Origin of the sequence: Lentzea sp. NBRC 102530 (assembly GCF_030269365.1) — a bacterium.
In the GTDB taxonomy this organism is placed as follows: Bacteria; Actinomycetota; Actinomycetes; order Mycobacteriales; family Pseudonocardiaceae; genus Lentzea.
This window is the reverse complement of record NZ_BSTF01000009.1, coordinates 347,412-368,059: the sequence shown is the minus strand read 5'-3', so window position 1 is coordinate 368,059 and position 20,648 is coordinate 347,412. Positions and strand designations below refer to the sequence as shown.

28 protein-coding genes are annotated in these 20,648 nt (G+C 69.8%); 17 read left to right on the top strand and 11 right to left on the bottom strand.

The features are described 5' to 3' along the window. Positions 1–2: 2 nt before the first annotated feature. Positions 3–788, top strand: coding sequence for a hypothetical protein (locus tag QSK25_RS25505; RefSeq protein ID WP_352236334.1), 786 nt, complete (start codon positions 3–5; stop codon positions 786–788). Between the two features lie 6 nt (positions 789–794). On the opposite strand, the gene QSK25_RS25500 is transcribed toward QSK25_RS25505, so the two are convergent. After that, entirely contained in the window at positions 795–1,103 is a 309-nt protein-coding gene (locus QSK25_RS25500; protein WP_285641865.1) for a hypothetical protein, read from the bottom strand. 333 nt (positions 1,104–1,436) lie between these two features. Between QSK25_RS25500 and QSK25_RS25495 the strand changes: the two genes are divergently transcribed. Then, positions 1,437–2,429, top strand: coding sequence for an ADP-ribosylglycohydrolase family protein (locus tag QSK25_RS25495; RefSeq protein ID WP_285641863.1), 993 nt, complete (start codon positions 1,437–1,439; stop codon positions 2,427–2,429). A 72-nt stretch (positions 2,430–2,501) separates the two neighbouring features. Here the strand turns inward: QSK25_RS25495 and QSK25_RS25490 are convergent, their stop codons facing one another. Further along, entirely contained in the window at positions 2,502–3,224 is a 723-nt protein-coding gene (locus QSK25_RS25490; RefSeq protein WP_285641861.1) for an AfsR/SARP family transcriptional regulator, read from the bottom strand. Positions 3,225–3,422: 198 nt separating this feature from the next. Between QSK25_RS25490 and QSK25_RS25485 the strand changes: the two genes are divergently transcribed. The 6 genes from QSK25_RS25485 to QSK25_RS25460 are packed head-to-tail and all read left to right on the top strand — an operon-like array spanning position 3,423 to position 7,607. Further along, positions 3,423–4,286, top strand: coding sequence for a manganese catalase (locus QSK25_RS25485; protein WP_285641858.1), 864 nt, complete (start codon positions 3,423–3,425; stop codon positions 4,284–4,286). A 13-nt stretch (positions 4,287–4,299) separates the two neighbouring features. After that, positions 4,300–5,520 (top strand): Nramp family divalent metal transporter, encoded by a 1,221-nt coding sequence (locus tag QSK25_RS25480; RefSeq protein WP_285641856.1) that lies wholly within the window; start codon positions 4,300–4,302, stop codon positions 5,518–5,520. Continuing rightward, entirely contained in the window at positions 5,517–5,960 is a 444-nt protein-coding gene (locus tag QSK25_RS25475) for a DUF2243 domain-containing protein (protein ID WP_285641854.1), read from the top strand. The genes QSK25_RS25480 and QSK25_RS25475 overlap by 4 nt, the downstream gene beginning before the upstream one ends. A gap of 33 nt (positions 5,961–5,993) precedes the next feature. Further along, positions 5,994–6,593, top strand: a complete 600-nt coding sequence (locus QSK25_RS25470) for a hypothetical protein (RefSeq protein ID WP_285641852.1) — start codon at positions 5,994–5,996, stop codon at positions 6,591–6,593. Further along, positions 6,580–6,999 carry a phage holin family protein gene (locus QSK25_RS25465; protein WP_285641849.1) on the top strand — a complete coding sequence of 140 codons (420 nt, stop codon included), beginning with the start codon at positions 6,580–6,582 and terminating at the stop codon, positions 6,997–6,999. The genes QSK25_RS25470 and QSK25_RS25465 overlap by 14 nt, the downstream gene beginning before the upstream one ends. Further along, positions 6,975–7,607, top strand: a complete 633-nt coding sequence (locus QSK25_RS25460) for a DUF3618 domain-containing protein (RefSeq protein WP_285641847.1) — start codon at positions 6,975–6,977, stop codon at positions 7,605–7,607. Before QSK25_RS25465 ends, QSK25_RS25460 begins: the two co-directional genes overlap by 25 nt. Before the next feature lie 133 nt (positions 7,608–7,740). Here the strand turns inward: QSK25_RS25460 and QSK25_RS25455 are convergent, their stop codons facing one another. Beyond that, positions 7,741–7,917: a hypothetical protein gene (locus QSK25_RS25455; RefSeq protein WP_285641845.1), complete on the bottom strand. Its 177-nt coding sequence runs from the start codon at positions 7,915–7,917 to the stop codon at positions 7,741–7,743. Next, positions 7,914–8,231, bottom strand: a complete 318-nt coding sequence (locus QSK25_RS25450; RefSeq protein ID WP_285641843.1) for a hypothetical protein — start codon at positions 8,229–8,231, stop codon at positions 7,914–7,916. The genes QSK25_RS25455 and QSK25_RS25450 overlap by 4 nt, the downstream gene beginning before the upstream one ends. Positions 8,232–8,298: 67 nt before the next feature. On the opposite strand from QSK25_RS25450, the gene QSK25_RS25445 reads away from it, so the two are divergent. After that, on the top strand, positions 8,299–8,790 hold the full coding sequence (locus QSK25_RS25445) for a DUF2231 domain-containing protein (RefSeq protein ID WP_285641842.1): 492 nt from the start codon (positions 8,299–8,301) through the stop codon (positions 8,788–8,790). A gap of 96 nt (positions 8,791–8,886) precedes the next feature. Here QSK25_RS25445 and QSK25_RS25440 read toward each other — a convergent pair whose 3' ends face one another. After that, positions 8,887–9,129 (bottom strand): acyl carrier protein, encoded by a 243-nt coding sequence (locus QSK25_RS25440; RefSeq protein WP_285641841.1) that lies wholly within the window; start codon positions 9,127–9,129, stop codon positions 8,887–8,889. A gap of 136 nt (positions 9,130–9,265) precedes the next feature. Here QSK25_RS25440 and QSK25_RS25435 point away from each other — a divergent pair, with 136 nt between their 5' ends. From QSK25_RS25435 to QSK25_RS25420, 4 genes are read left to right on the top strand one after another with little or no spacing between them, the layout of a single operon-like run. Further along, positions 9,266–9,673: a hypothetical protein gene (locus QSK25_RS25435; RefSeq protein ID WP_285641839.1), complete on the top strand. Its 408-nt coding sequence runs from the start codon at positions 9,266–9,268 to the stop codon at positions 9,671–9,673. Next, a complete protein-coding gene (locus QSK25_RS25430; protein ID WP_285641838.1) occupies positions 9,670–10,839 on the top strand; it encodes a zinc-dependent alcohol dehydrogenase in 1,170 nt (389 codons plus the stop codon). The genes QSK25_RS25435 and QSK25_RS25430 overlap by 4 nt, the downstream gene beginning before the upstream one ends. Before the next feature lie 43 nt (positions 10,840–10,882). Next, entirely contained in the window at positions 10,883–11,071 is a 189-nt protein-coding gene (locus tag QSK25_RS25425; protein ID WP_285641836.1) for a hypothetical protein, read from the top strand. 6 nt (positions 11,072–11,077) lie between these two features. Further along, entirely contained in the window at positions 11,078–11,887 is an 810-nt protein-coding gene (locus QSK25_RS25420) for an MBL fold metallo-hydrolase (RefSeq protein WP_285641834.1), read from the top strand. Positions 11,888–11,956: 69 nt separating this feature from the next. Here the strand turns inward: QSK25_RS25420 and QSK25_RS25415 are convergent, their stop codons facing one another. Beyond that, positions 11,957–12,184, bottom strand: coding sequence for a DUF2188 domain-containing protein (locus tag QSK25_RS25415; RefSeq protein ID WP_285641832.1), 228 nt, complete (start codon positions 12,182–12,184; stop codon positions 11,957–11,959). 33 nt (positions 12,185–12,217) lie between these two features. On the opposite strand from QSK25_RS25415, the gene QSK25_RS25410 reads away from it, so the two are divergent. Further along, on the top strand, positions 12,218–12,952 hold the full coding sequence (locus tag QSK25_RS25410; RefSeq protein ID WP_285641830.1) for a hypothetical protein: 735 nt from the start codon (positions 12,218–12,220) through the stop codon (positions 12,950–12,952). Between the two features lie 360 nt (positions 12,953–13,312). After that, entirely contained in the window at positions 13,313–13,621 is a 309-nt protein-coding gene (locus tag QSK25_RS25405; RefSeq protein WP_285641828.1) for a hypothetical protein, read from the top strand. A 211-nt stretch (positions 13,622–13,832) separates the two neighbouring features. On the opposite strand, the gene QSK25_RS25400 is transcribed toward QSK25_RS25405, so the two are convergent. Next, positions 13,833–14,237 carry a transposase gene (locus tag QSK25_RS25400; protein ID WP_285641826.1) on the bottom strand — a complete coding sequence of 135 codons (405 nt, stop codon included), beginning with the start codon at positions 14,235–14,237 and terminating at the stop codon, positions 13,833–13,835. A gap of 192 nt (positions 14,238–14,429) precedes the next feature. Between QSK25_RS25400 and QSK25_RS25395 the strand changes: the two genes are divergently transcribed. Together QSK25_RS25395 and QSK25_RS25390 are read left to right on the top strand one after the other, a co-directional pair. After that, positions 14,430–15,152 (top strand): TetR family transcriptional regulator, encoded by a 723-nt coding sequence (locus QSK25_RS25395; protein WP_285641824.1) that lies wholly within the window; start codon positions 14,430–14,432, stop codon positions 15,150–15,152. Positions 15,153–15,243: 91 nt separating this feature from the next. Next, entirely contained in the window at positions 15,244–16,434 is a 1,191-nt protein-coding gene (locus QSK25_RS25390) for a LuxR C-terminal-related transcriptional regulator (protein WP_285641823.1), read from the top strand. Here QSK25_RS25390 and QSK25_RS25385 read toward each other — a convergent pair. Genes QSK25_RS25385 through QSK25_RS25370 form a run of 4 tightly spaced genes read right to left on the bottom strand, consistent with a single transcriptional unit; the run spans position 16,343 to position 20,608 of the window. Beyond that, on the bottom strand, positions 16,343–17,839 hold the full coding sequence (locus QSK25_RS25385) for an amidohydrolase family protein (RefSeq protein WP_285641821.1): 1,497 nt from the start codon (positions 17,837–17,839) through the stop codon (positions 16,343–16,345). The two genes, QSK25_RS25390 and QSK25_RS25385, sit on opposite strands and share 92 nt — an antisense overlap. Next, the gene (locus QSK25_RS25380; protein ID WP_285641818.1) at positions 17,836–18,060 is read right to left on the bottom strand and encodes a phosphopantetheine-binding protein; all 225 of its coding nucleotides are present in this window, start codon (positions 18,058–18,060) and stop codon (positions 17,836–17,838) included. Before QSK25_RS25380 ends, QSK25_RS25385 begins: the two co-directional genes overlap by 4 nt. After that, positions 18,057–19,622 (bottom strand): (2,3-dihydroxybenzoyl)adenylate synthase, encoded by a 1,566-nt coding sequence (locus QSK25_RS25375; RefSeq protein WP_285641817.1) that lies wholly within the window; start codon positions 19,620–19,622, stop codon positions 18,057–18,059. The genes QSK25_RS25380 and QSK25_RS25375 overlap by 4 nt, the downstream gene beginning before the upstream one ends. Next, positions 19,622–20,608: a ketoacyl-ACP synthase III family protein gene (locus QSK25_RS25370; RefSeq protein ID WP_285641816.1), complete on the bottom strand. Its 987-nt coding sequence runs from the start codon at positions 20,606–20,608 to the stop codon at positions 19,622–19,624. Before QSK25_RS25370 ends, QSK25_RS25375 begins: the two co-directional genes overlap by 1 nt. Positions 20,609–20,648: the final 40 nt, after the last annotated feature.

The window sequence follows — 20,648 nt, the reverse complement described above, 5'->3', positions numbered from 1 at the left end:
GGGTGGGCGATGAGCAGCCAGACGGAGCGCGGCGCAAAAGACCTCGTCGTCCGCACGGTTACGATGATCATGGCTTCGGTCGTGGGCTGACCTTCTTGTTCGGGTTCGGCAATGGGCTGAGCCTGGGTCTTCGGCTGGGCGTACCGGTTTGGGTAGCGCCGCTCGTCGCGCCTGCGGTGGACCTGTCGATCCTTGGCCTCCTGATCGGCATCAGGCAACTCGCGCTCGCCGGCGCTTCGCTCAATGTGCCGCGGCCAGCGCGCCGACTGTTGATGTTTGCGAGTGCGGTCACGCTTGCGCTGAACGTGGCCGACCGGATCGTTGCCGGCGAGTACGGCAAGGCGGCGTTCGACGCCGTTGGTCCGTTGCTGTTGATCGGCTGGGCTGAGGTGGGGCCTGGTCTCCTGCAGGCGATGGGCGCGATCCGCGTGCCGAAGGTCGACACGGCGGCTGGTGAGTACGAGAGCGCCGAAGCAGTCGGATTGGAGCCTGCGCCGCCTCAAACCGATGAAGGGCCAACTCTGTCAGCGCCAGAGCAACCGTCGTCGTCTCTGCACCTCCTCAAGGGTGATCTCCTCGCTCGGGCACGACACGAGGACGCTGTTCACCGTGCCGTGCATCAGCGGCCAATCTCCGCCGATGCTTTGCGCGGGAAGCTCGGAATCGGCTCCGCGCTGGCCCGGCGCCTGGTCAAGAGTGTCCGCGCGGAGTTCCAGCAGAGCTATGGTTCTATGAGTCGAGACCTGTCAGGTTCGTCTCGAAGTGACGATTCAAGGGTGACGGCTTGAGCTGGCTTATGCGGCGGCCAGGCGGTATTGCGGATCGTCGCAGCGGTCGAGCGACTCGCGCGGGCGGCGCCGGCCGCCATGGCTTGCCGATCGCTCAGGAGTCAGAAGGATCGGCTCGGCGTTGTCACTCTTTGGAACAGCAGAATGTTCGCTGTCAATGCCCGCGTCGGTGAGGAGCGCATCTGCTACGTCGTCTTGCGACTGCTGGGCACGGGCAGGGGAGAGTCTCAGGCGGTTGGTGATCCGCCTTCGGGGCTGCTTTGCGGGAGACCGCTCGCTCATGTCTGCCTCCAGGTTCATCGCCGTTGCGCTCATGAACTCCGGAAAATCAGCACTGACGGGACATGCCATCAACCACGTAGTTCGAAGATGGTTGACGTCCTGAGAGTAGTTAGGTGTGAACTGTGGAAACAGGACTCCTGCAGTTTGGCGCGCTCGAACATTCGCAGATGCCTTATATGTCAAAGATACCCGGGAGATGCACGGTCACGCGTCCTCGTTCGAACGTGCGGAAGAAGTGGAGGCCTTGAGGCTTGAGTCAGGCCTCGACGAGCGGTGTGGCAGACTCGGGCGCGGGAGATCCGCGGATCACCCGCGGACAACGAGAACCGCGGCCGGATCCTCGACCGGTGACATAAGGTCGGTCACATGGATCGCATCGAGGGATCGTTGTACGGGCTGGCCTTCGGGGACGCACTCGGCAAGCCGACGGAGTTCCTGACCGTCGCCGAGATCGACCAGCGGTTCGGCCCCACCGGCCCGGACGACCTCGAGGGCGACCCCGCGCTGTTCACCGACGACACGCAGATGGCGCTGGCCGTCGGCTGGGCCCTGCACGACGCGGGCGATCTCACCCCGGACGCCCTGGAACCGCAGCTGCGCAAGCGTTTCGTGGCGTGGGCGCACAGCCCGGAGAACAACCGCGCGCCCGGCATGACGTGCCTGCGCGCGGTCGGCGGCCTCGCGGAGGGCATGCCGTGGGTGGAGGCGACCGTCGCCGGGTCCAAGGGCTGCGGCGCGAACATGCGGGTCACCCCGGTCGGCCTGGTGCCCGGCCTCGACCTGGACGTCCTCGCCGGCATCTCGCAGCTCCAGGCCGCGATGACGCACGGTCACCCCACGGCGCTGGCGGCGTCCGAGCTCACCGCCTACGCGACGCGCCTGCTGGTCGACGGCTGCGCGCTCGCCGACGTGCCCGCCGCGTTGCTGGCCCGGTGCGCGGACCAGCGCGAGACCTACCGGCAGGACTGGCTCGGCGAGCTGTGGCAGTCGCCGGGCGCCACCACCCCGGCCGACTTCATCGCGCGCGGGTGGGACGAGTGCACAGCGGTCCTCGACCGCCTGGTGGCCGCGCTCGCCCGCCCCGACGACGGCCTCGACGCGAGCCTCGCCACCGGCGAGGGCTGGATCGCCGAGGAAGCGCTCGCCAGCGGCCTGTACTGCGCTGTCCGGCACGCCGACGACCCGGTGCGGTCCATCGTGCGAGGCGCCAGGACGAGCGGCGACTCCGACTCGATCGCCGCGATCGCCGGTGCGTTCGTCGGGGCCGCGCACGGGCTGGAGGCGTGGCCCTCGGACTGGGTCACCCGCATCGAGCACACGGACGAGCTGGCGGCGCTCGCGGCACGTCTGCGCGGCTGACCGGCCGCTGGGGACGGCGGGCGGCAGGCGACGAGGTCCCAGCCTGCGGAGTGCTCGTTGCCCGGGCGGAGGTCATCCGCGCACGTGGTCGCGGCTGCTCCGCAGCAGGGGGCGCATGAGGTCGTGGATGTGCGCTGACGGTTCCAGGCCGAGCTCGGCGCGGAGCAGGGTCCGGTAGCTCTGGTACTGGCGCACCGCCTGCGCGAGGTTGCCGTCCGCGAGGTGGAGCTCGACGAGGGCGCGGTGCGCGGTTTCCCGCAACGGGTCGGTCTGCACGGCGGTCAGCGCCGCCTCGTGTGCGTGGTGGTGATCGCCGCAGGACCGGAACTGCTCGCTGAGCACCTCCAGCGCGTGTAGCCGGGCCTGCCGCCACCAGTCCCGTTCGTCCCGCACCCACGGCTGGGTCCAGCCCGGCAGCAGGTCGGCCTTGAGCACGGCCATCACGCCGGGGGACGCCGTCGGCCGGGCGGTCAGCGCACAGGCCTGGCGGAAGTCGACCTCGACCTGCGCGTCGAGCGTGAGTGCGTCGTCCAGGCCCACCACCAGGGTGCCGGGGCGGCCGAGCCGCCACAACGACGACCGCAGGCACGCGGCGGCTCGACGGGCCGTTGCTTGCGGCCAGAGCAGCGCCGCGGCCACGGTGCGCGGCACCGGGCACTCGCGGACGGCGAGGAGCGCGAGGAGCCGCTGCGCACTGGGCACGACGTGGACCGGTGTCCGCCCGAAGTGGAGCCGGAACCCGTCGAGCAACTGGATGTGCGGGCGGGTGCCGGGCTCTGCGGTCGTCTCGGTCACGGGCGCGCTCCTCCTCTCCTTGCCGGGGGAGTCGCTGGGTGCCCGGTCGTTGAGGACTCACACACCCGGCCCCGAAATTGCTCTGTCCTGACCAGCGGCGGTGACGCGGCGGTGCGGGGAGGGTGGCGCCGCGGAGCCGTGCGGGTCACGGCCGCTGCCTAGCGTCGCCGTGGAGTCGGACGACCCACAGGAGGCGAGATGTTCCTGCACACCAGCAGGTTGCAGTTCGAGGCCAAGCCGGACCGTCCGGACGCGCACTACGCCCGCAAGCTCCAGGAGCTGATCGGCGGCGCGTTCGGCGAGATGACAGTGACGATGCAGTACCTGTTCCAGGGCTGGAACTGCCGGATGGAGGGCAAGTACAAGGACCTGATCATGGACGTGGCCACGGAGGAGATCGGCCACGTCGAGATGCTCGCGACGATGGTGGCGCGTCTGCTGGAGAACGCTCCCGCGGAGGCCACCGACGAGGTGGCGGCGAAGGATCCCGTGGTAGCGGCGGTGCTCGGGGGCATGGACCCGCAGCAGGCCATCGTCAGCGGCGGCGGCCCCACGCTGTCCGACAGCAACGGTGTGCCCTGGAACGGCCGGTACGTCATCGCCAGCGGCAACCTGATGGCGGACTTCCGGGCGAACGTCGCCGCGGAGGCGCAGGGCCGGTTGCAGACCGCGCGGCTCTACAACATGACCGACGACAGCGGTGTCCGCGACATGCTGAGGTTCAACCTCGCCCGCGACACGCCCCACCAGAACATGTGGCTCGCGGCCATCGAGGAACTCCAGGAGGACGGGCTCGAAGGCCCGATCTCGCCGAGCGCGTTGTTCGACGAGGAGCACGCCGAGCACGCCGGGACGATCTGGCACAACTCCGACGGCGCGTTGGGCGCGGAGGGCGGCTGGGCGTCCGGCACGGCACCGGACGGCGTGCACGAGTTCTCCTACGTGATGAACCCGGAGCCGTTGGGCGGGCACGCGTCGGCGCCGAAACCCGATCCGCTGCTGTACGCCACCAGTCCGGCGAACCTCGGGCTGATCGAGAAGGCCATCCGCAAGCTCACCTGAGGAGGACCTTCTGATGGTCGGCATCACGATGCCCGCTCGCCTCCGCTCGGCCGCCGTCGTCATGGGCCCGGCCTTCGTCGTCGCGGTCGCCTACGTCGATCCCGGCAACTTCGCGACGAACATGGCGGGCGGCGCGACGCACGGATACCTGTTGTTGTGGGTGATCGTCAGCGCGAGCCTGCTGGCGATGTTCGTCCAGTACCAGTCGGCGAAGCTGGGCATCGTGACCGGCCGCAACCTGCCGGAGCTCTGCCGCGAGCACTACCCGCGACCGGTCACGAGGCTGTTGTGGGTGCAGGCCGAGCTGGTGGCGATGGCCACCGACCTGGCGGAGTTCGTCGGGGCGGCGGTGGCGCTGAACCTGCTGTTCGGCGTGCCGCTGCTGCCGGCGGCGCTGATCACGGCGGTGGTGTCGTTCGGCATCCTCGCGCTCGCCCCGTTGCGCAGGCGCAGGTTCGAGTCGGTGATCATCGGCCTGCTCGCGATCGTGCTCGGCGGGTTCCTCTACCAGACGCTGCACCTCGGCCCGCTGACCGGCGCGGCGGCCGGCCTGGTACCGGGGTTCGCCGGCGTCGACAGCGTGCTGCTCGCGACCGGCATGCTCGGCGCCACGGTCATGCCGCACGTCATCTACCTGCACTCGGCGCTCACCCAGCGCCACCACACCACGTCCCCGGACGGCCGCCGCAGTGCGTTGCGGGCCAGCCGCACCGACATCGTGGTGGCCCTGGGCATCGCGGGCCTGGTGAACGTGAGCATGCTCGTCGTGGCGGCGGGCGCGTTCCACCAGGCCGGCGCGCCGCGGGAGTCGTTGGAGGACATGCACTCCGGGCTCGGTCAGCTGCTCGGGCCGGGAGCGGCACTGGCGTTCGCGCTGGCGTTGCTCGCGTCCGGGCTCGCCGCGTCCAGCGTGGGCACCTACTCCGGGCAGGTGATCATGGAGGGGTACCTGCGCCGGAGGATCCCGCTGTGGCTGCGCCGGGCGGTGACGATGGCGCCGGCGCTCGCGGTGCTGTCCCTCGGCGTCGACCCCACGAAAGCGCTGGTGCTCAGCCAGGTCGTGCTGTCGTTCGGCATCCCGTTCGCGCTCGTCCCGCTGGTGCTGCTGGCCAGGCGTGCCGACGTGATGGGCGCGGCGGTCAACCGGAGGGGCGTCACGGCGGCCGGTGCGGTGGCGGCACTGGTGATCTCGGGCCTGAACCTGTTCCTGCTCTTCAGGACGGTGACGGGATGACGGGCATCGACCGCGCGGCACTGGTGCTCGGCCTGGGCATCGGCGGTTTCGTCGACGGCATCGTGATCCACCAGCTGCTCGGCTGGCACCACATGCTCTCGGGCTGGTACCCGCTCGACGACGTGCACCTGATGATGATCGGCGACGGGTTGTTCCACCTGCTCTGCCTGCTGCTGGTGCTCGCGGGCATCGGCATGCTCAACCGCCGGCCGCCGCTGCCGACCTCCGTGCTGGGAGGGGGGATCCTCGCCGGGTGGGGCGTGTTCAACCTCGTCGAGGGGGTGGTCGACCACCTGCTCCTCGGCGTGCACCACGTCCGGCACGGCCCCGACCAACTGCTCTACGACATCGCGTTCCTCGTCCTGGGTGCGCTGCTGCTCGCCGCGGGAATCTTCATGGGCAGAAGTCGTTTGCGGCCGGATTCGCAGGGTAGCTCGTAGGCCTGGACACGACGATGAGCTGAGGAGTCAGCCGTGACCGAGAACCAGATGGGTGGAGTGCGCACGGCGGCCCGGGACGAGGGCTCCGAGGTCGCGCAACACGCCAAGGAGGCCGCCGGACAGGTCGGGAGCACCGTCCGGGACCAGGCCTCGCAGGTGACCCAGGAGACCGCGGCCCAGGCCCGCCACGTCGTCCGCGATGTGCGGGAACGCGTTGCGGCGGAAGCGGAAGAGCAGGCGCAACGCGTCTCGAAGCAGCTCGGCCGCATCGCCGACGAGCTGGGAGAGATGGCGGGCAACGCTCCGGGTGACTCGATGTCCGCCGGTGCGATCCAAAGTGCCGCCGACACGAGCAGGCAGGCAGCGCGGTTCCTCGACGAACGGGGCGCGCAGGGTCTGCTCGACTCCGCGCGGGACTACGCCCGGCGCAAGCCCGGCACGTTCCTGCTCGGTGCCGCGGTGGCCGGGTTCCTCGTGGGACGGATCGCGAAGAGCGCCACCGGCGGCGACAGCAGCCCGCCGCCGCGGCATGACCTGGTGCCGGTGGCCGACGAACGTCCCGAGGTGGCAACGGACTACGGCGCTCCGGTGACGACCGCGCCGCCTGCGGGGGTGCCGCATGTCGGTCCCTGAGATGCCGCCACCGTCGCGAGTGGACGGTTCGGGGGAGTCGCTGGGTGACCTGGTCAGCGAGCTCACCGGTGACCTGTCGAAGCTGATGCGCCAGGAGCTCGAGCTCGCCAAGGCGGAGATCCGGCAGGAGGCCACCAAGGCGGGCAAGGCGACCGGCATGCTCGCGGCCGCCGGGTTCGCGGGCTACATGACCACCGTGCTGCTCAGCCTGGCGCTGGTGTTCGCGCTCGGTGCCGTCATGCCGCTCGGCTGGGCCGCGCTGGTCGTGGCCGCGGTCTGGGGCATCGCCGGCGGCGTCCTCTACTCCACCGGCCGCGCCAAGCTGCGCACCGTAAACCCGAAACCCGAGCGCACCGTCGAAACGCTGAAGGAGGACGCGGAATGGGCGAAACACCCGACCAAATAAGGCGTGAGATCGAGGTGACCCGTGCGGAGTTGCGCACCGACGCCAACCGCCTGGTCGACCACGCACGTCCGAGCAGCATCGCCGAGCGCCGCGTCCGGGGAGTGCGGCGAGGCCTGGTCTCGATGAAGGAGAAGGTGATGGGCACCGCCTCGGACGCCGCGTCGACCGCGCGGCACCAGGGACACGACGCCGGGCACGCCGTCGCCGAACGGGCGGACCAGGCCGTGCAGGCGGTGCAGGACGCACCGCGCCAGGTGGCGCGCCAGACGCAGGGAAGTCCGCTCGCGGCAGGCCTCATCGCGTTCGGCAGCGGGCTGCTGCTCGCCGCGGTCCTGCCGAGCACGGACGCGGAGAAGCAGGCGGTGCAACAACTCTCCGACGGCCTCAGCGACGTGGTGGACCCCGCCAAGGAGGCCTTGTCGGAGTCGGCGCAGCACCTCAAGGAGGGCGTGAAGTCGTCGGTGAGCGCCGCGTCGGACGAGGTGAAGCAGGTCGCCTCGGAGGCGGCGCACACCACTGCCGCGGAAGCGAAGGACGCGGCTCAGGACGTGGGCGATCATGCCCGCGAGTCCGGCCAGCGGGTCTCCGGCGAGGCGACGGGCCGATAGGGCGTGATCGGGGCGGGCCGCGTCGATTCGCGGCCCGCCCCGGAACTCTCGAGGCTCACGCCTCACGCCTCACGCCTCACGCCTCACGCTCGCGGCTCACGTTCGCGCTCGCGGCTCGCCCCGCCGTCGCACACTAGGCGGGGTCCATGCCGCCGTCCCCGCCCCTGCCCTCGGGTTCGGACTCGTCCGGGCCCCGGTGCGGGCCTCCGGTGTTCTCGTCGGCGACGGTGGGACGGGTGTGCTCACCGCCGATGTCCGCGTCCTCCAGTTCGCTCTCCGCGGTCGCGCGATCGGGTTCCGGCGTGGTCATCGCCATTCCTCCTGCCACCCGTGGTGGGTGTCGAAAGCGCCGGCGAGCAGGCGCAACGTGGCCTCGTCGGTCGTCTTCTCGACCTCGCCGCGCAGCAGCGCGACCTTCTCCCCGAACGGCACCAGCTCCCGTTCGTCCGGGGCCTGGATCGGGCCGGGCAGCAGGAGCAGCCCCTTCCCGTCGTCCGAGCGGACGATGCGCAGCTCGCCGCGGCCCTCCGCCTCGTCGAGCAGGGGCAGTTCCTCGTCAGCAAGGCGTCGTTCGTCCTCGTCGAGCCGGTCGAGGACGAACTTCCGCAGTTCGTCGGTCTTCATGACCCACGGGTATCCGCTCCGTCCGCGGGTACGCCTCGGTCAGCCGTTCTCACGAAAGGACTCTTCGATGCGCAGTCGTGTCCGGGCAGCGGGCCACGCCGTCCACCCGATCCTGATCGTCTTCCCGCTCGGGCTGCTGACCACGGCCGTCGGGTTCGACGTGCTGTACCTCGTGACCGAGCGGGGGAGCTTCGCCTTCACCTCGGCGCACCTGATCGCCGCCGGTCTGCTGATGGGCGTGGTCACCGCGGCGACCGGCTGGCTGGACTGGTGGCTCGTCGTGCCGCGCGGCACGCGGGCGCGGCGGATCGGGTTGCTGCACGGCGTGGTGAACGCCGCCGTGCTGGTGGTGTTCGCGGTGAGCTGGGCGCTGCGGCTGGGCGCCCCGGACTGGGGTCCGACGTGGCCCGCGGTGATCGCGGGCTGGCTGGGTCTGCTCGCGGGCGGGCTCGGCGGCTGGCTGGGCGGCGAACTGGTGGAACGACTCGGCGTCAGTGTGGAGGAGGACGCACACGTGGACGCGCCGAGCTCCCTGAGCGGGGCGACGTCAGCACGCTGAGCCCAGGTGCCGCCGCGTTGAGAGGAATGAGGTCGTGCCCGGCTGTCCGCGCCCTGCACGGGCGAACGGAAGCCGGTGCACGACCTCGGCCACGTCTCAGCTGACCGCGGGTCCCGAAGCGCTCGACCCGGACAGTTCCGAGATGAAGGTGTGGCACTGCTTGGCCCGCGTCGAGTCCTCCTCCATGACCTTGCGGAAGAAGTCGGCGATGTCCTGACGGCCCGCGTTGTCCGCGTCGCGGACGTACTGGCCGTAGTCGTGTCCGGCCTTGAGCGCGTGGTACTGCAAGGAGATCAGGTCGTAGGTGACGTCGTCGAAACCGGTCTCACCGGTTGCCATCGTTGCCTCCCATGGGGTTGTCGGTAACGGGGTGGTACCCGCGCCAACCGCGTCGAACCAGTGCGGTCCCGCCCGGTTGTTCCGCGCCGGCACGGGTATCCCCGGCCCTCCTGACCCGCGAGGGAGGACGGAAAGCATGAACACAGCAGGAAAAGCAGCCGTGACAGCAGGTGTGGTGGCGGCGTACGCGGTGGTGAGGCGGCGACGCGCGGCGGCGGTCCAGCCGAGTGACCGCTGGCCGGTCGTGACGGTGAGCCGCGCGCCCGAGGAGGTGCGGGCCTCCCTCCCGGAGGACCTCGCACACCTGCACGGCCAGGTCGAGTTCCAGGTCCGGCCGGCGACGGGTGACAAGGGCACCGAACTGGTGGCGAAGGCGTCCGGTGACGTGCCGCGCCACGAACTCAGGCTCGCACCGCGCCGGATGAAGGCGGTGCTCGAAGCGGGCGAGGTGGTCCGGCCCGACGTGGCACCGACCCACCCCGGTCCGATGGGCAAGGCGCTGCAACTGGTGACGAGCCGCGCAGGCGGAGGTGGTCGGCTGTGAAGGCGTTGTGCGGGGAGGGGATCAACGACGTCCGCGTGCAGGACGTGCCCGACCCGCAGTTGCTGAACGACCAGGACATGATCCTGAAGGTACGGCTGAGCACCGTGTGCGGCTCCGACCTGCACCTGCTGACCGGTCACATCCCGTTCATGCAGGCCGGCGACGTGATCGGCCACGAGTTCATGGGCGAGGTCGTCGAGGTCGGACCCGGAGTCACCAAGCACCGGCCGGGAGACCGGGTCGTGGTGTGCTCGTTCATCGTCTGCGGACGGTGCTGGTACTGCCGCAACGAGCTGTACTCGTTGTGCGACAACACGAACACCAACCCGGCGATCACGCAGCACCTGTGGGGCTCCGACCCCGGTGGCATCTTCGGTTATTCGCACGCCATGGGCGGCTTCCGGGGCAGCCACGCGGAGTACGTGCGGGTGCCCTTCGCCGACCACACCGCGTTCCAGATCCCCGAGGCCGTGGACGACATGAGCGCCCTGTTCGCCTCGGACTCGGGCCCGACCGGCTGGATGGGCGCCGATCTGGGCGGGGTGCAACGGGGCGATGTCGTCGCGGTGTGGGGTGCTGGCGCGGTGGGGCAGATGGCTGCCCGCGCGGCTCAGCTGCTGGGCGCCGAGCGCGTGATCGTGATCGATCGCTTCGACTACCGGCTGCGGCAGGCCGAGCTGGCGTTCGGCGTGGAGACGATCAACTACGCCAACGACCAGGTGGGCGACGCGCTGCTGGAAACGACGGGCGGCCGGGGGCCCGACGTGTGCATCGAGGCGGTCGGCTGCGAAGCGCACTCCACGGGACCGCAGTACGTCTACGACCAGGTGAAGAGCAAGCTGAAGCTGGAGATGGACCGCCCGATCGCGGTGCGCGAGGCGATCTACAACTGCCGCAAGGGCGGTTCGGTGTTCGTGCTGGGCGTCTTCACCGGTGTGGTCGACATGTTCCCGTTGGGCGCTCTGATGAACAAGGGCCTGACCGTGCGAGGCGCTCAGCAGCACGGACAGCGCTACATCCCGATGCTGCTGGACCGCATCGCTTCCGGCGAGCTCGTGACCGACCACCTCGCCACGCACGTCATGCCGCTCAGTGAAGGGGCGCGTGGCTACGAGCTGTTCAAGAAGAAGGAGGACGACTGCCTCCGATCGGTCTTCCGGTTCTGATCCCGCCCGCGTTCAACAGGACGGAACGGGGGTAGCCGACGGCATGAGCACCGAACGGCAGGACCCAGAACACGAGTACGACGAAGCCAGCCGCGCCCCGCTCGACGAAGCGGACGAGGACGAAGCGGTGCCGGGAAGGAGCGGGTCCGGTTCAGTGCACCCCGAACCGAACCCGACCGGCAACGTCGGCATCTCGGACTACTCGGCCGCCGACGACCCCGACGAGGGGTGAGCGGGCGTGACCGGTTCCCTCCAGTTCGTGGGCAACGCGACCACGGTGCTCCGGCTGGGGCCCTTCACGGTGCTGACCGATCCCAACTTCCTCCACAAAGGACAGTGGACGCACATCGGTCAGGGCATCGTGTCGCGCCGGCTCACCGACCCGGCGATCGAGATCGCGGACCTGCCCGCGTTGGACGCCGTGGTGCTGTCCCACCTGCACGGCGACCACTTCGACCGGGTGGCGAGCCGGGAGCTCCGGCGCGACGTTCCCGTGCTCACCACCCCGCACGCGGCGAAACGCCTGGCTCGCAGAGGATTCCGCGAAGCGGCACCGTTGCGGACGTGGGAGACCACGACCCTGTCCCGTGGCGCGGCCAGGCTGACGATCACGTCGCTGCCGGGTGCGCACGCGCTGGGGCCGTTGCGGCGTCTGTTGCCGCCGGTGATGGGCACGATGCTCGAGTACCGGGAGACGGCGGGCGCCGTGCCGTTCCGGATCTACCTCAGCGGCGACACCCTGGTGCATCCGGCGCTGAGCGGGATCCGGGACCGCTTCGGCGGCATCGACCTCGCGGTCGTGCACCTCGGCGGTACGAAGGTGCTCGGGGTGTTGCTCACGATGGACGGCCGGCAGGGTGCCGACCTCGTCGAACTCCTCGCTCCTGGCGTCACCGTGCCGGTGCACTACGAGGAGTACGGCGTCATGAAGTCACCGCTGTCCGATTTCACCTCGGAGATCTCGGGACGCCCGAGGTCGTTCGACGTCCGGGTGGTCGGCCGGGGAGAGACCTTCGCGCTGCCACCGTCCACTGAGGCCGGTCGTTGACCCGGAGTCCTCGCCGGCAACCGCCTGAGCGGGCCGGAGCCCGGTGGGCCCCGGCCCGCTCGCCCGGACTCAGCCGGGGATGTTGCGGGGGTCGCTGCTGCGCGGGTAGGTGTTCTTCTCGCCGATCGTGCCGTCCAGGTTCTTGATGACGTGCTCGGCACCGCGTTCGATCGCCATCTCGCGGCCCTTCGCGACGGCCTCGTCCTTCGTGTCGTGCGTGCTGGACGCTTGCGCGTTGCCTTCGACCTTGTTCTTCCACGTGCCGTTCTCGTGGTAGGTCTCGACGTCGCCCTGCATCACGCCTCCTCGCTCGTTCGGTCGTGACACCGGATGCCCAGAAGCGCGATCTCCGACACCCACCCACCGGCTCAGATCACGGACAGGTCAGATCGGACCATCGAGGTCGCGAACACGGCGGCCACCCGGCTCCGAACAGCCACCGACCAGGCGGAACGAGACACCGAACGCACCATCGGAAGCCTGGAGACCGCCTGGCAGGCCGCGCTCACCGCTGTTCAGGACAACGCGCAGCGAACCGTGGACGGCCTGCGGGAAGAGGAGCGCCGTGAGGCGGCCGCACACCTGGCGGCGTTGCAGCGCTTGTGTGAGGACGTCGAGAAAACGGCTGCGGCCGTGGCGGGCGGGGTGATCGCTGGTGACCACCTCGCCTGGGCCGAGCAGGAGCGAAGGACCGCGGACAGGCTGCGCCTCCTGGCGTTCGTCGTCGGTGCTGTGGGCGTGGCGATGCTCGCCTGGGTGGCCACGGACACCCTGCTGGCGCGGCAAGGGGTGAACGCGGCGGCAACGGCGTTCAAGGCACTGGTCACCTTGGCGGTAGCGCCGATCTTCTACTACGCGGCCCGCGAGTCCGGTCAGCACCGCAGGGAGTCCAGGAAGGCCAGGGCGACTTTCCTCGCGATGACCGCGGTACGGCCGTTCGTCGCAGGGCTGAACGAGGGTGACGCGCAATCCGTGCGACTCTTGGTCGCACAGACCGTGTTCCGCCCGTTGGACAACGACCTCGGCGAGCCTCTCACTCGCAACGAAGGACCGACGACGGAGTGATCCGAACGATTGCGAAGGGGCGGATGTCCGACAGAGACCACCATCCCAAGACCGAGGTCGCGGCCGGCACCTGATGGAGCGGTCGGTCGTCATCTCTTGGCGGACGTGGACAGGTGAGCGCGTGGCCACCGGGGACCTTGTGATCTCCCCACCGACAGGTGTCCACGTGCGGACCGGTCGATTGCGGCACGCCGCGTGCCGTCGGTGGTGACGGCGCCAGTAGTGCAAAGGCTGTCCGCGGGTCGCGCCCTGCAGGTGGATGATGTAGCTGACGCGGCGGTCGTCTGCGATCGGTCGCGTTTCTCATGATCAAGAAACCACCCGATCCGGTCACTCCGATTGGCTGTCCAGGGCTGTCGCTTGCGCAGCAGCAAGATCGAGCGGAGTCCTGCCCGCTACCTGGTGCTGAGTTTGATCCTCTTCGCGCTCACCGCAGCGCCGGGTGGCTTCGCTTGGAGGCTGTACGAGGAGGGAACTCCCGGTGTGCCGATGGTGGACTCCTTCGACAGCGACCTGGACCGCAGGCTTATCATCATCTCGGTACCGAAGGGTGCGAGGGTCTCCGCCTTGCTGACTTCGGACGGCGACGTGCCGAACGAGGTCGAGTTCGCCATCTGGGCAGACGACCAGAACCTCGACGACCCCATCGCGGACCAGGTCAACTTCTAACAGGGCCCTGATCGTCCAGCGCGACGCGGAATCGACCGGGTTCGACCTCTTCGAGACGGTGCAGGCCTTCGCGACGATCATCGACGGCGGATTGGCGACCGTCGCGCAGCTGCGGGTCCGGAAGAACCTGATGGTTGAGGGCCGCGCGAGGATCGCTGCTTCGTTGCCGTCGTTCCGCCAGCCTTTGGCGTGCGATCGGAGTCGCGCGAGTTCAGCCCGCTCGTTGCGGCGTAGTACGACCAGTGCGTCCTCGCGGAAGCGGTGCCCGGCAGTCCGAAGTCGAGGATCTCCGCCGATGCAACTTGAACTGATGCAGCTCCACCTTGGTTCCTGAGCGGAGCACGAACTCGGCTCCGTCGCTGAGCTCTTCGATGGTGATCGACTCCGTGCGGCCAACGGTGACTTCCAGGATCTGCCATATGATCCACTGACCCTCGTAGTAGTTGCCGAGCTTGTCAGACTTGTCACCCGAACGTGGGCTGCGCACCCTCCATCGGATCCCGTCGATCAACTGCCGCTTGCTCCACAACGACGGCCGGCCCGGCCGGGGCGGCACCGGTAGCAACGGCTCCAGCCGCTCCCAGTGCGCGTCGCTCAGGTCGAACCGCCTCGCCACCGCCTGGAGCTCTTGTCGAGACCGGTATGACCGAGTTCGGCGCCACCGCGCTGACCAGGGCGGTGTTGCTCATGTCCGGGACTGGTTCTGACGTGGTCCGGGTCTGGTGGAGACGTCGATGGTCGGGCGAAATATGCTGCTTTGGTGACGTCTCACCCTCCGAAGTCCCGAAGTTCGGTCGGATTGCCGCCGATGACCGCGGACCAGGTGGTGGAGGCGGCGGTTCGGCTGACCGTGCGGCACGGGATCGACGGGTGGACGATCCGGGCTCTGGCGCAGGAGCTCGGGGTGGCGCAGGCCGTCGTCTACCACCACGTCGGGGGACGTCGGCAGCTGGTGCGGTCGGTCGCTCGGCGGGTGGTCGAGCTGATTCCGCTGCCCGAATTCGACCTGTCCTGGCGGCAGTGGTTCGGAGTGCTGCTCACGGACATCCGCCGGGTGGCGTTGCATCATCCCGGCGTCGCGCGGCACCTGGTGGTGCTGGGGCCGGTGGCCGGGGCGCAGCGGGTGATCGACGCGGGGATGCGGGTACTGGGGGAGGCGGGCTTCGACGACGAGGCGGCGATGATCTACAACTACCTCGCGAACACGGCGCTGAGCCTCATCGCGGTCGAGGACGAGCGCAACGCCGATCCGGACGAACGGGTCGAGTTGGCGCGGGAGGTCGCGGAGATGGCCGGCGACCCGGTCAACGAGGGCATGGCGGCGATGGGGGAGTGGTTGCGGTCGCGCGCCGTGACGATCGATCACCTGCGTGCGTCAGACGCGCAGTTCTACCGGTTCTGCGTGGAGCGGGCTCTGGACGGCGCGCAGGCTCGGCTGGCTGTGGTGAAAAGGCGATCGGGTCGTCGGCAACGCGTTGAACAACGCTCTACTGAGACGCTCGCGCCGCGGAGCGCCCAGATGGACGCATAGGCCGATCAGATTGCACGTCTGCCGCCTTGTTTGGTGGCAGATCGTTAATTAGGCTCCCCTAACTGTGAGTCAGGTAGTCCGAATGTGTGGTGTGTCGCGCAGCCCCGTCCGGGCTCTGTCGTCGCACGAGCGGTGGCCGCTGGCCGGTCGTGCCGACGAACTCGGCAGGATCGATGCCGCGGTGGCGGCCGGGTGCGGTGTCGTGCTCACCGGTGAGCGGGGCACCGGGCGGAGCAGACTGCTGTCTGCCGCGCTTGGGCACGTTCACGGGTCGCAGGTGGTGCTCGCGCCGGTCGACCTCGACGAGCTGCCGCCGGGGCCGGTCGTGATCGGCATCGACGACGCGGAGTCGTTCGACTCCGCGTGCGCCACTCGGCTGCACCACCTGGCCGCGGCGGGCAGGGTCTCTGTCGTCGCGGCGGTGAGCGAGGGCGTGTGGGTGCCCGAGGGGATCAGCAGGCTCTGGCTCGACGGCCTGGCTGAACGGGTGGAGGTGCGGCCGTTCCGGCACGACCAGATCGCCGAGGTGCTGCAGGCCCGGCTCGGCGGTGACGTCGACCAGGAGGCCGTGCGTGGCATGGGCATGCTCACCGCCGGCAACGCGATGCTGTTGCGGGAGCTCACCGAACACGCCGTCGCCGAGGGCAGCCTGCGCAGGGAGGACGCGACCTGGCGGTTCTCCGGACTGTCCTGTGCGGACGGACGGCTCGCCGACGTGGTGCGCGTGCGGCTCGGCCGGCTCACCGAGGCGGAGGCCGAGCTGATCGACCTGGTGGCGCTGGCGGGAACGCTGTGCCTGGACGACTTGCCTGGGTTCGAGGAAGCGGCGGAAGCGCTCAACCGCAGGGGGGTGCTGATCGTCACCGGCGGGCTGCATGTACGGTTCGCGTTCCCTCTGTGCGGCGAGGTCGTCGCTGCGGCCGTGCCGGAACTCACCGCGCGCCGGCTGCGCGCCAAGCTCGCCACCACCGGTCAGGCCGAGCCGCCGCCCCCGGTGCGCGCGCTCAGACCCATGCGGGCGTCACCGGCACTTTCCTGCACGGCGGAGTCACACGCCCTCACCAGCAGGGAACGCGAAGTCGCCACCCACGCCGCGAACGACTTGACGAGCAGGGAGATTGCGGAGTTGCTGGTGCTCTCGGTCCGCACCGTCGAGAACCACCTGCAGCGGGCCTACCACAAGCTCGGCATCACCCGGCGGGCCGATCTCGGCGCGGCGCTGGCCGGCGATGCGCGGCCCGCACCAGCGGTGCCGCGTCAACCCCGAGGCACCGCGAGCTGAACGACTCCAGCGCGTCCAGGTAGTCGGAGCGCAACCCGTCCTCGTCCACCTCGGTCGCCCGACCGTCGCGCAACAGGACCCGGCCGCCGACGATCACCGTGTCGACGTCCAGCGAGCCGCCCAGCACCAGCAGGCTCTCCAACGGTCGGGGCTGCAGCAGGTAACGCCAGTCGTCGGTTCGCACGAGGACCAGGTCGGCGAGATTGCCGGGCTCGATCGACCCGATGCCGGTCCAGCCGAGGCTCGTGGCGGGCACGCGGGTCGCCATGGCGAGCGCGTCGGTCGGCAGCAACTCGGCGGGATCTCCCGTGCGTTCGGCGGAACCGTGCCAGATGGCGCGCATCGCCTCCACCATGCCCGAGTGCGGCAACGGTGATCCGTCGGTCGACAGCGACACCGGCAGGCCGGCGCGGCGCAACGCGGTGACCGTGTCGGTCTCCGCCATGAGCGTCTCGCCGGTGCAGCCGTACTTCGCGGGAGACACGGTGAGCGACGCGCCGGCGTCGAGCAGCAGAGCACGCTCCTCGTCGTCGAGGAAACCGCAGTGCACCGCGGTGAACCTGTCGGTGACCAGGCCGAGATCGTGCAGCCGCCGCAGCCCCGTCGTGCCGAAGTGCCTGCGCACCACGTCCGCCTCCGCGCGCAACGCCGCGACGTGCGTGACGAACGGCAGATCGTGCCTCGCGGTGAGATCGGCGAGTCCCTTACCCAGCTCGTCCGACATGTTCGTGATGTAGACCGTGCCCGGACGGGCTCGCACGAACTCGCTGCCCGCCAGCCGCACGATCTCCTCGGTGCGCGCCAGCAGCCGGGCGGCATCGCGCGTGCGTACCGGCGCGTCGGAACCGGGCTCGCACACGACGTCGCCCGCCCACAGGCTGACCGCGCACCGCATGCCCAGGTCCGTCGCGGCCCGCGCGAGCGCCGACGGGTGGTTGACCGAACCGGTGTCGCCGAGAGTCGTTGTGCCGCACCGAAGCTGCGTCCACATCGAGTACCGCGCCACGGCCGCCGCCTCGCCCGGCGTGAGCAGGTCGGCGAGATCGGCCGAGCCGTCGAACGACGCGGAGACGTCGTAGGGGTCGCCGCCGTTGCTGAGCATGCCGCCGGCGTCCGTCCGATCGGAGGCGGGGCGCAACGCCTGCTGCCCGGTCAGGCGCAACGCGAACGTCTCGTGCCAGTGCGCGTTCACGAACCCCGGCAACACCATCGCGCGGCTCGCGTCCAGCACGGTGAGTTCGGCCAGCCGGTGCGGAGGGAGCGTGGCGACGGCGGTTCCGACCTCCTCGGCCGTGCCCACGGCGACGATCCGGTCGTCGACGACCAGCACGCACCCGCGTAGCAGCACGCGGTGCTCGGCGTCCGCGGTGTGGACGCAGCCGTCTTGGAGCAGGAGAACGCTCATCGGCCGTTGAGCTGCAAGAGCCACTGGTTCAGCGTCGGTGTCTCCACGAGCGCGGCGAACGAAACCTGCCGCTTCTCCCGGCGCCAGCGGCTCGCCATCCGCATCACCTCCAGGGAGCTCAGCCCGAGCAGCACGAGGTTGTCGTCGCCGCCGATCTCCTCCGGCGCCTTGCCCAGCGCGTCGGCGAGGGTCGCGCGCAGCTCTGTCTCGGAGATGCTCATTGTTTTGCCCTCAATGCTTTCTTGTCCGGCTTGCCGAGCGGGGTGAGCGGCAGCGCGTCGATCAGCTCTAGCCGGTCGGGGAGCTTGTACTCGGCGACACCCCTGGCGTACATGGACTCGCGCAGCTCGGCGAGCGTCGGCGGGGTGCCCTGCGGCACGACGTAGGCGCATGTGCGTTCGCCGAGGAACTCGTCGGCGAATCCGACCACCGCAGCGGCCGCGACCGCCGGGTGCTCGACCAGGTACGCCTCGACCTCGCCCGCGGAGATCTTGTCGCCGCCCCGGATGATCATGTCCTTGATCCGGCCCTCGATGACGAGCTCGCCGTGCTCTGTCAGCCTGGCGAGGTCGCCCGTGCGGTAGAAACCGTCCTCGGTGAACACCTTCGCGTTGTGCTCGTCGGCGCGGTAGTAGCCGCGCACCGTGTACGGGCCGCGGGTGATCAACTCGCCGATGCCGCCGGGTGGGAGCGGAGCGCCGCCCTCGTCGACGACCAGCATCTCGTCGTGGCGGGAGATCGGAAGCCCTTGTGTGCCCAGCACGTGCTCGTCCGAGGCACCTGCCCTGGTGAACGTCAGCAGGCCCTCCGCCATGCCGAACACCTGTTGCAGCTCGCACCCGAGCGACGGCCCGATCGAGCGGACGAACTCCGGTTTCATCCGCGCGCCGCCGACCTGCAGCAGCCGCAACGATCTCAGATCCTCCACGGTCCACCCGGCTTCCTCCACCCAAAGCTGGGTGAGCGAGGGCACCAACGAGGTGACCGTGACGGACTCGTTGGCGAGCAACGGGAAACACGTCTCCGGTGACGGGTCGTCCGCGATCACCACGGTTCCACCGGTCAGCAGCGTGCCGATCACACCGGGGCAGCCCCAGGCGAAGTTGAACTCGACCGGCAACGCGGCGAGGTACACGTCGTCGCCGGTCAGCTCGCACACCGACGCGGCCGTGCGGGCCTGGTACAGGTAGTCGTCGTGAGTGCGGGGGATGAGCTTCGGCAACGCGGTCGTGCCACCGGAGAGCAGGAAGAAGGCCACGTCTGACGCGTCGGGTTCGGCGAACGTGCGCGGCTGCCCCTCCGGCAGCGCATCCAGCACGAACGTCGACCGCAGGTGCGGCAGCTCCGCGTGCAGCCGTTCGCCGAGCGCGCGGTGGTCGAAGTCGCGGTGCACACCCGGACCGACGTAGGCGACGGCCTCGGTGTGCCCGCATAAGTGCCGCAGTTCGGTGTCGCGGTGGGCCGCGAGCGCGAAGACCGGGACCGCACCGAGCCGGAACAGCCCAAAGCAGATCGCGACGAACTCCGGCACGTTCGGCAGTTGCACCGCAACGCAGTCGCGCGGCCCGATCCCGGCGTCGGCGAACCCGGCGGCGAGCCGGTTCGCCCATTCGTCCAGCTCGGCGTACGTATAACGCTTGTGGTTGTGCACCAACGCGGTGCGCGGACCGAACCGGGCCGCCGCGGCGCTCAGCGCCGTGCCGAGCGTCTCCCCGCGCCAGATACCGGTGGAGCGGTAGTTCCGCGCCACCTCATCAGGCCACGGCGTGTATCCGTCCAGCATCAGACCCCCTCCTCGATGATCTCCACGACCGCGCACCCGGCCTCCATGCCGGTGGTCGACCCGATCAGCAGCACGTGGTCGCCGACAGCGGCTTCTCCTGTGCGCCACAGGTGTTCCAGCGCGAGGAAGAGGTCCGCGGCACCGGTGTGACCGACCGTGCCGGTGAACTCGTGTGTGCCCTGCTCGGGGTCGACGCCGAGCGGGTCGAGGAAGATCGCGTCGATCGCGTCCTCGGTGTAGCCGGGGTGGCAGACGCGTTTCACGTCGTCCAGCGTCAGGCCGGCCTCGGCCAGGGTCCGTTCGGCGATCTCCGCCACCTGTTCGCCGAACCCGAGGATCGGCGGCGCCTCGCCGTTCGCCCACTGCTCGTGCACGCGGTCGGCGCGTTCGCGGAAGTTGAGCCCACGGCCGATCGTCGCGCCAGGCGGGAACAACGGCTCTCCGGCGCGGTGCAGGACCTCCATCACCGGATTGGAGAGCGATCCGACAGCTTTCACCCGTGCGAAACCGTGCGAGGTCGAGGCGACGACGGCCGCCGCGCCGTCCGCCAGCACGAAGAGATCAGAGGCGTGCCAACGGTCCGCGAGGCTGGTCGAGAAGTTGTCGGCAGTCGTGATCAACGCGGCGGGGCGCCCGGGATTCGCGATCAGCCGGTAGTAGGCGGCTTCGAGGCTCGCGAGCATGCCGAGGCAGCCCTGGCGCAGTTCCATGGCCGGAATGGGCTTCTTGAGCGTGTTGAGCAACACGTAGTGCGGTGCGGACCAGCCTTCGGGGCCCTGCGGATGCGTCGCACTGTGCAGCAGCACGGCGAACTCGTCGGGCTCGTGGCCGCATCCGGCGAGAGCCCTCAGTGCGGCACTGACGGCCATGTCCGGCGCGGGCCCGTCCGGACTGACCGCGACCTCGCGCTGTCCGGGGAACGCCGACGGAACCCTGGGCGGGAGATGACTGCCGATGCCGGCGAGGAAGAGACCGTCGGTGCGCACCCGGTCAGGTCATCACACCTTCGAGTGAAGAGCATGAGTA

Excerpts from the sequence above, each read along its gene's own strand:
- QSK25_RS25500 (WP_285641865.1), bottom strand. The coding sequence starts at position 1,103 with ATGAGCGCAACGGCGATGAACCTGGAGGCAGACATGAGCGAGCGGTCT.
- QSK25_RS25495 (WP_285641863.1), top strand. The coding sequence starts at position 1,437 with ATGGATCGCATCGAGGGATCGTTGTACGGGCTGGCCTTCGGGGACGCA.
- QSK25_RS25485 (WP_285641858.1), top strand. The coding sequence starts at position 3,423 with ATGTTCCTGCACACCAGCAGGTTGCAGTTCGAGGCCAAGCCGGACCGT.
- QSK25_RS25480 (WP_285641856.1), top strand. The coding sequence starts at position 4,300 with ATGGTCGGCATCACGATGCCCGCTCGCCTCCGCTCGGCCGCCGTCGTC.
- QSK25_RS25475 (WP_285641854.1), top strand. The coding sequence starts at position 5,517 with ATGACGGGCATCGACCGCGCGGCACTGGTGCTCGGCCTGGGCATCGGC.
- QSK25_RS25465 (WP_285641849.1), top strand. The coding sequence starts at position 6,580 with ATGTCGGTCCCTGAGATGCCGCCACCGTCGCGAGTGGACGGTTCGGGG.
- QSK25_RS25460 (WP_285641847.1), top strand. The coding sequence starts at position 6,975 with ATGGGCGAAACACCCGACCAAATAAGGCGTGAGATCGAGGTGACCCGT.
- QSK25_RS25455 (WP_285641845.1), bottom strand. The coding sequence starts at position 7,917 with ATGACCACGCCGGAACCCGATCGCGCGACCGCGGAGAGCGAACTGGAG.
- QSK25_RS25450 (WP_285641843.1), bottom strand. The coding sequence starts at position 8,231 with ATGAAGACCGACGAACTGCGGAAGTTCGTCCTCGACCGGCTCGACGAG.
- QSK25_RS25445 (WP_285641842.1), top strand. The coding sequence starts at position 8,299 with ATGCGCAGTCGTGTCCGGGCAGCGGGCCACGCCGTCCACCCGATCCTG.
- QSK25_RS25440 (WP_285641841.1), bottom strand. The coding sequence starts at position 9,129 with ATGGCAACCGGTGAGACCGGTTTCGACGACGTCACCTACGACCTGATC.
- QSK25_RS25435 (WP_285641839.1), top strand. The coding sequence starts at position 9,266 with ATGAACACAGCAGGAAAAGCAGCCGTGACAGCAGGTGTGGTGGCGGCG.
- QSK25_RS25425 (WP_285641836.1), top strand. The coding sequence starts at position 10,883 with ATGAGCACCGAACGGCAGGACCCAGAACACGAGTACGACGAAGCCAGC.
- QSK25_RS25415 (WP_285641832.1), bottom strand. The coding sequence starts at position 12,184 with ATGCAGGGCGACGTCGAGACCTACCACGAGAACGGCACGTGGAAGAAC.
- QSK25_RS25410 (WP_285641830.1), top strand. The coding sequence starts at position 12,218 with ATGCCCAGAAGCGCGATCTCCGACACCCACCCACCGGCTCAGATCACG.
- QSK25_RS25395 (WP_285641824.1), top strand. The coding sequence starts at position 14,430 with ATGACCGCGGACCAGGTGGTGGAGGCGGCGGTTCGGCTGACCGTGCGG.
- QSK25_RS25385 (WP_285641821.1), bottom strand. The coding sequence starts at position 17,839 with ATGAGCGTTCTCCTGCTCCAAGACGGCTGCGTCCACACCGCGGACGCC.
- QSK25_RS25380 (WP_285641818.1), bottom strand. The coding sequence starts at position 18,060 with ATGAGCATCTCCGAGACAGAGCTGCGCGCGACCCTCGCCGACGCGCTG.
- QSK25_RS25375 (WP_285641817.1), bottom strand. The coding sequence starts at position 19,622 with ATGCTGGACGGATACACGCCGTGGCCTGATGAGGTGGCGCGGAACTAC.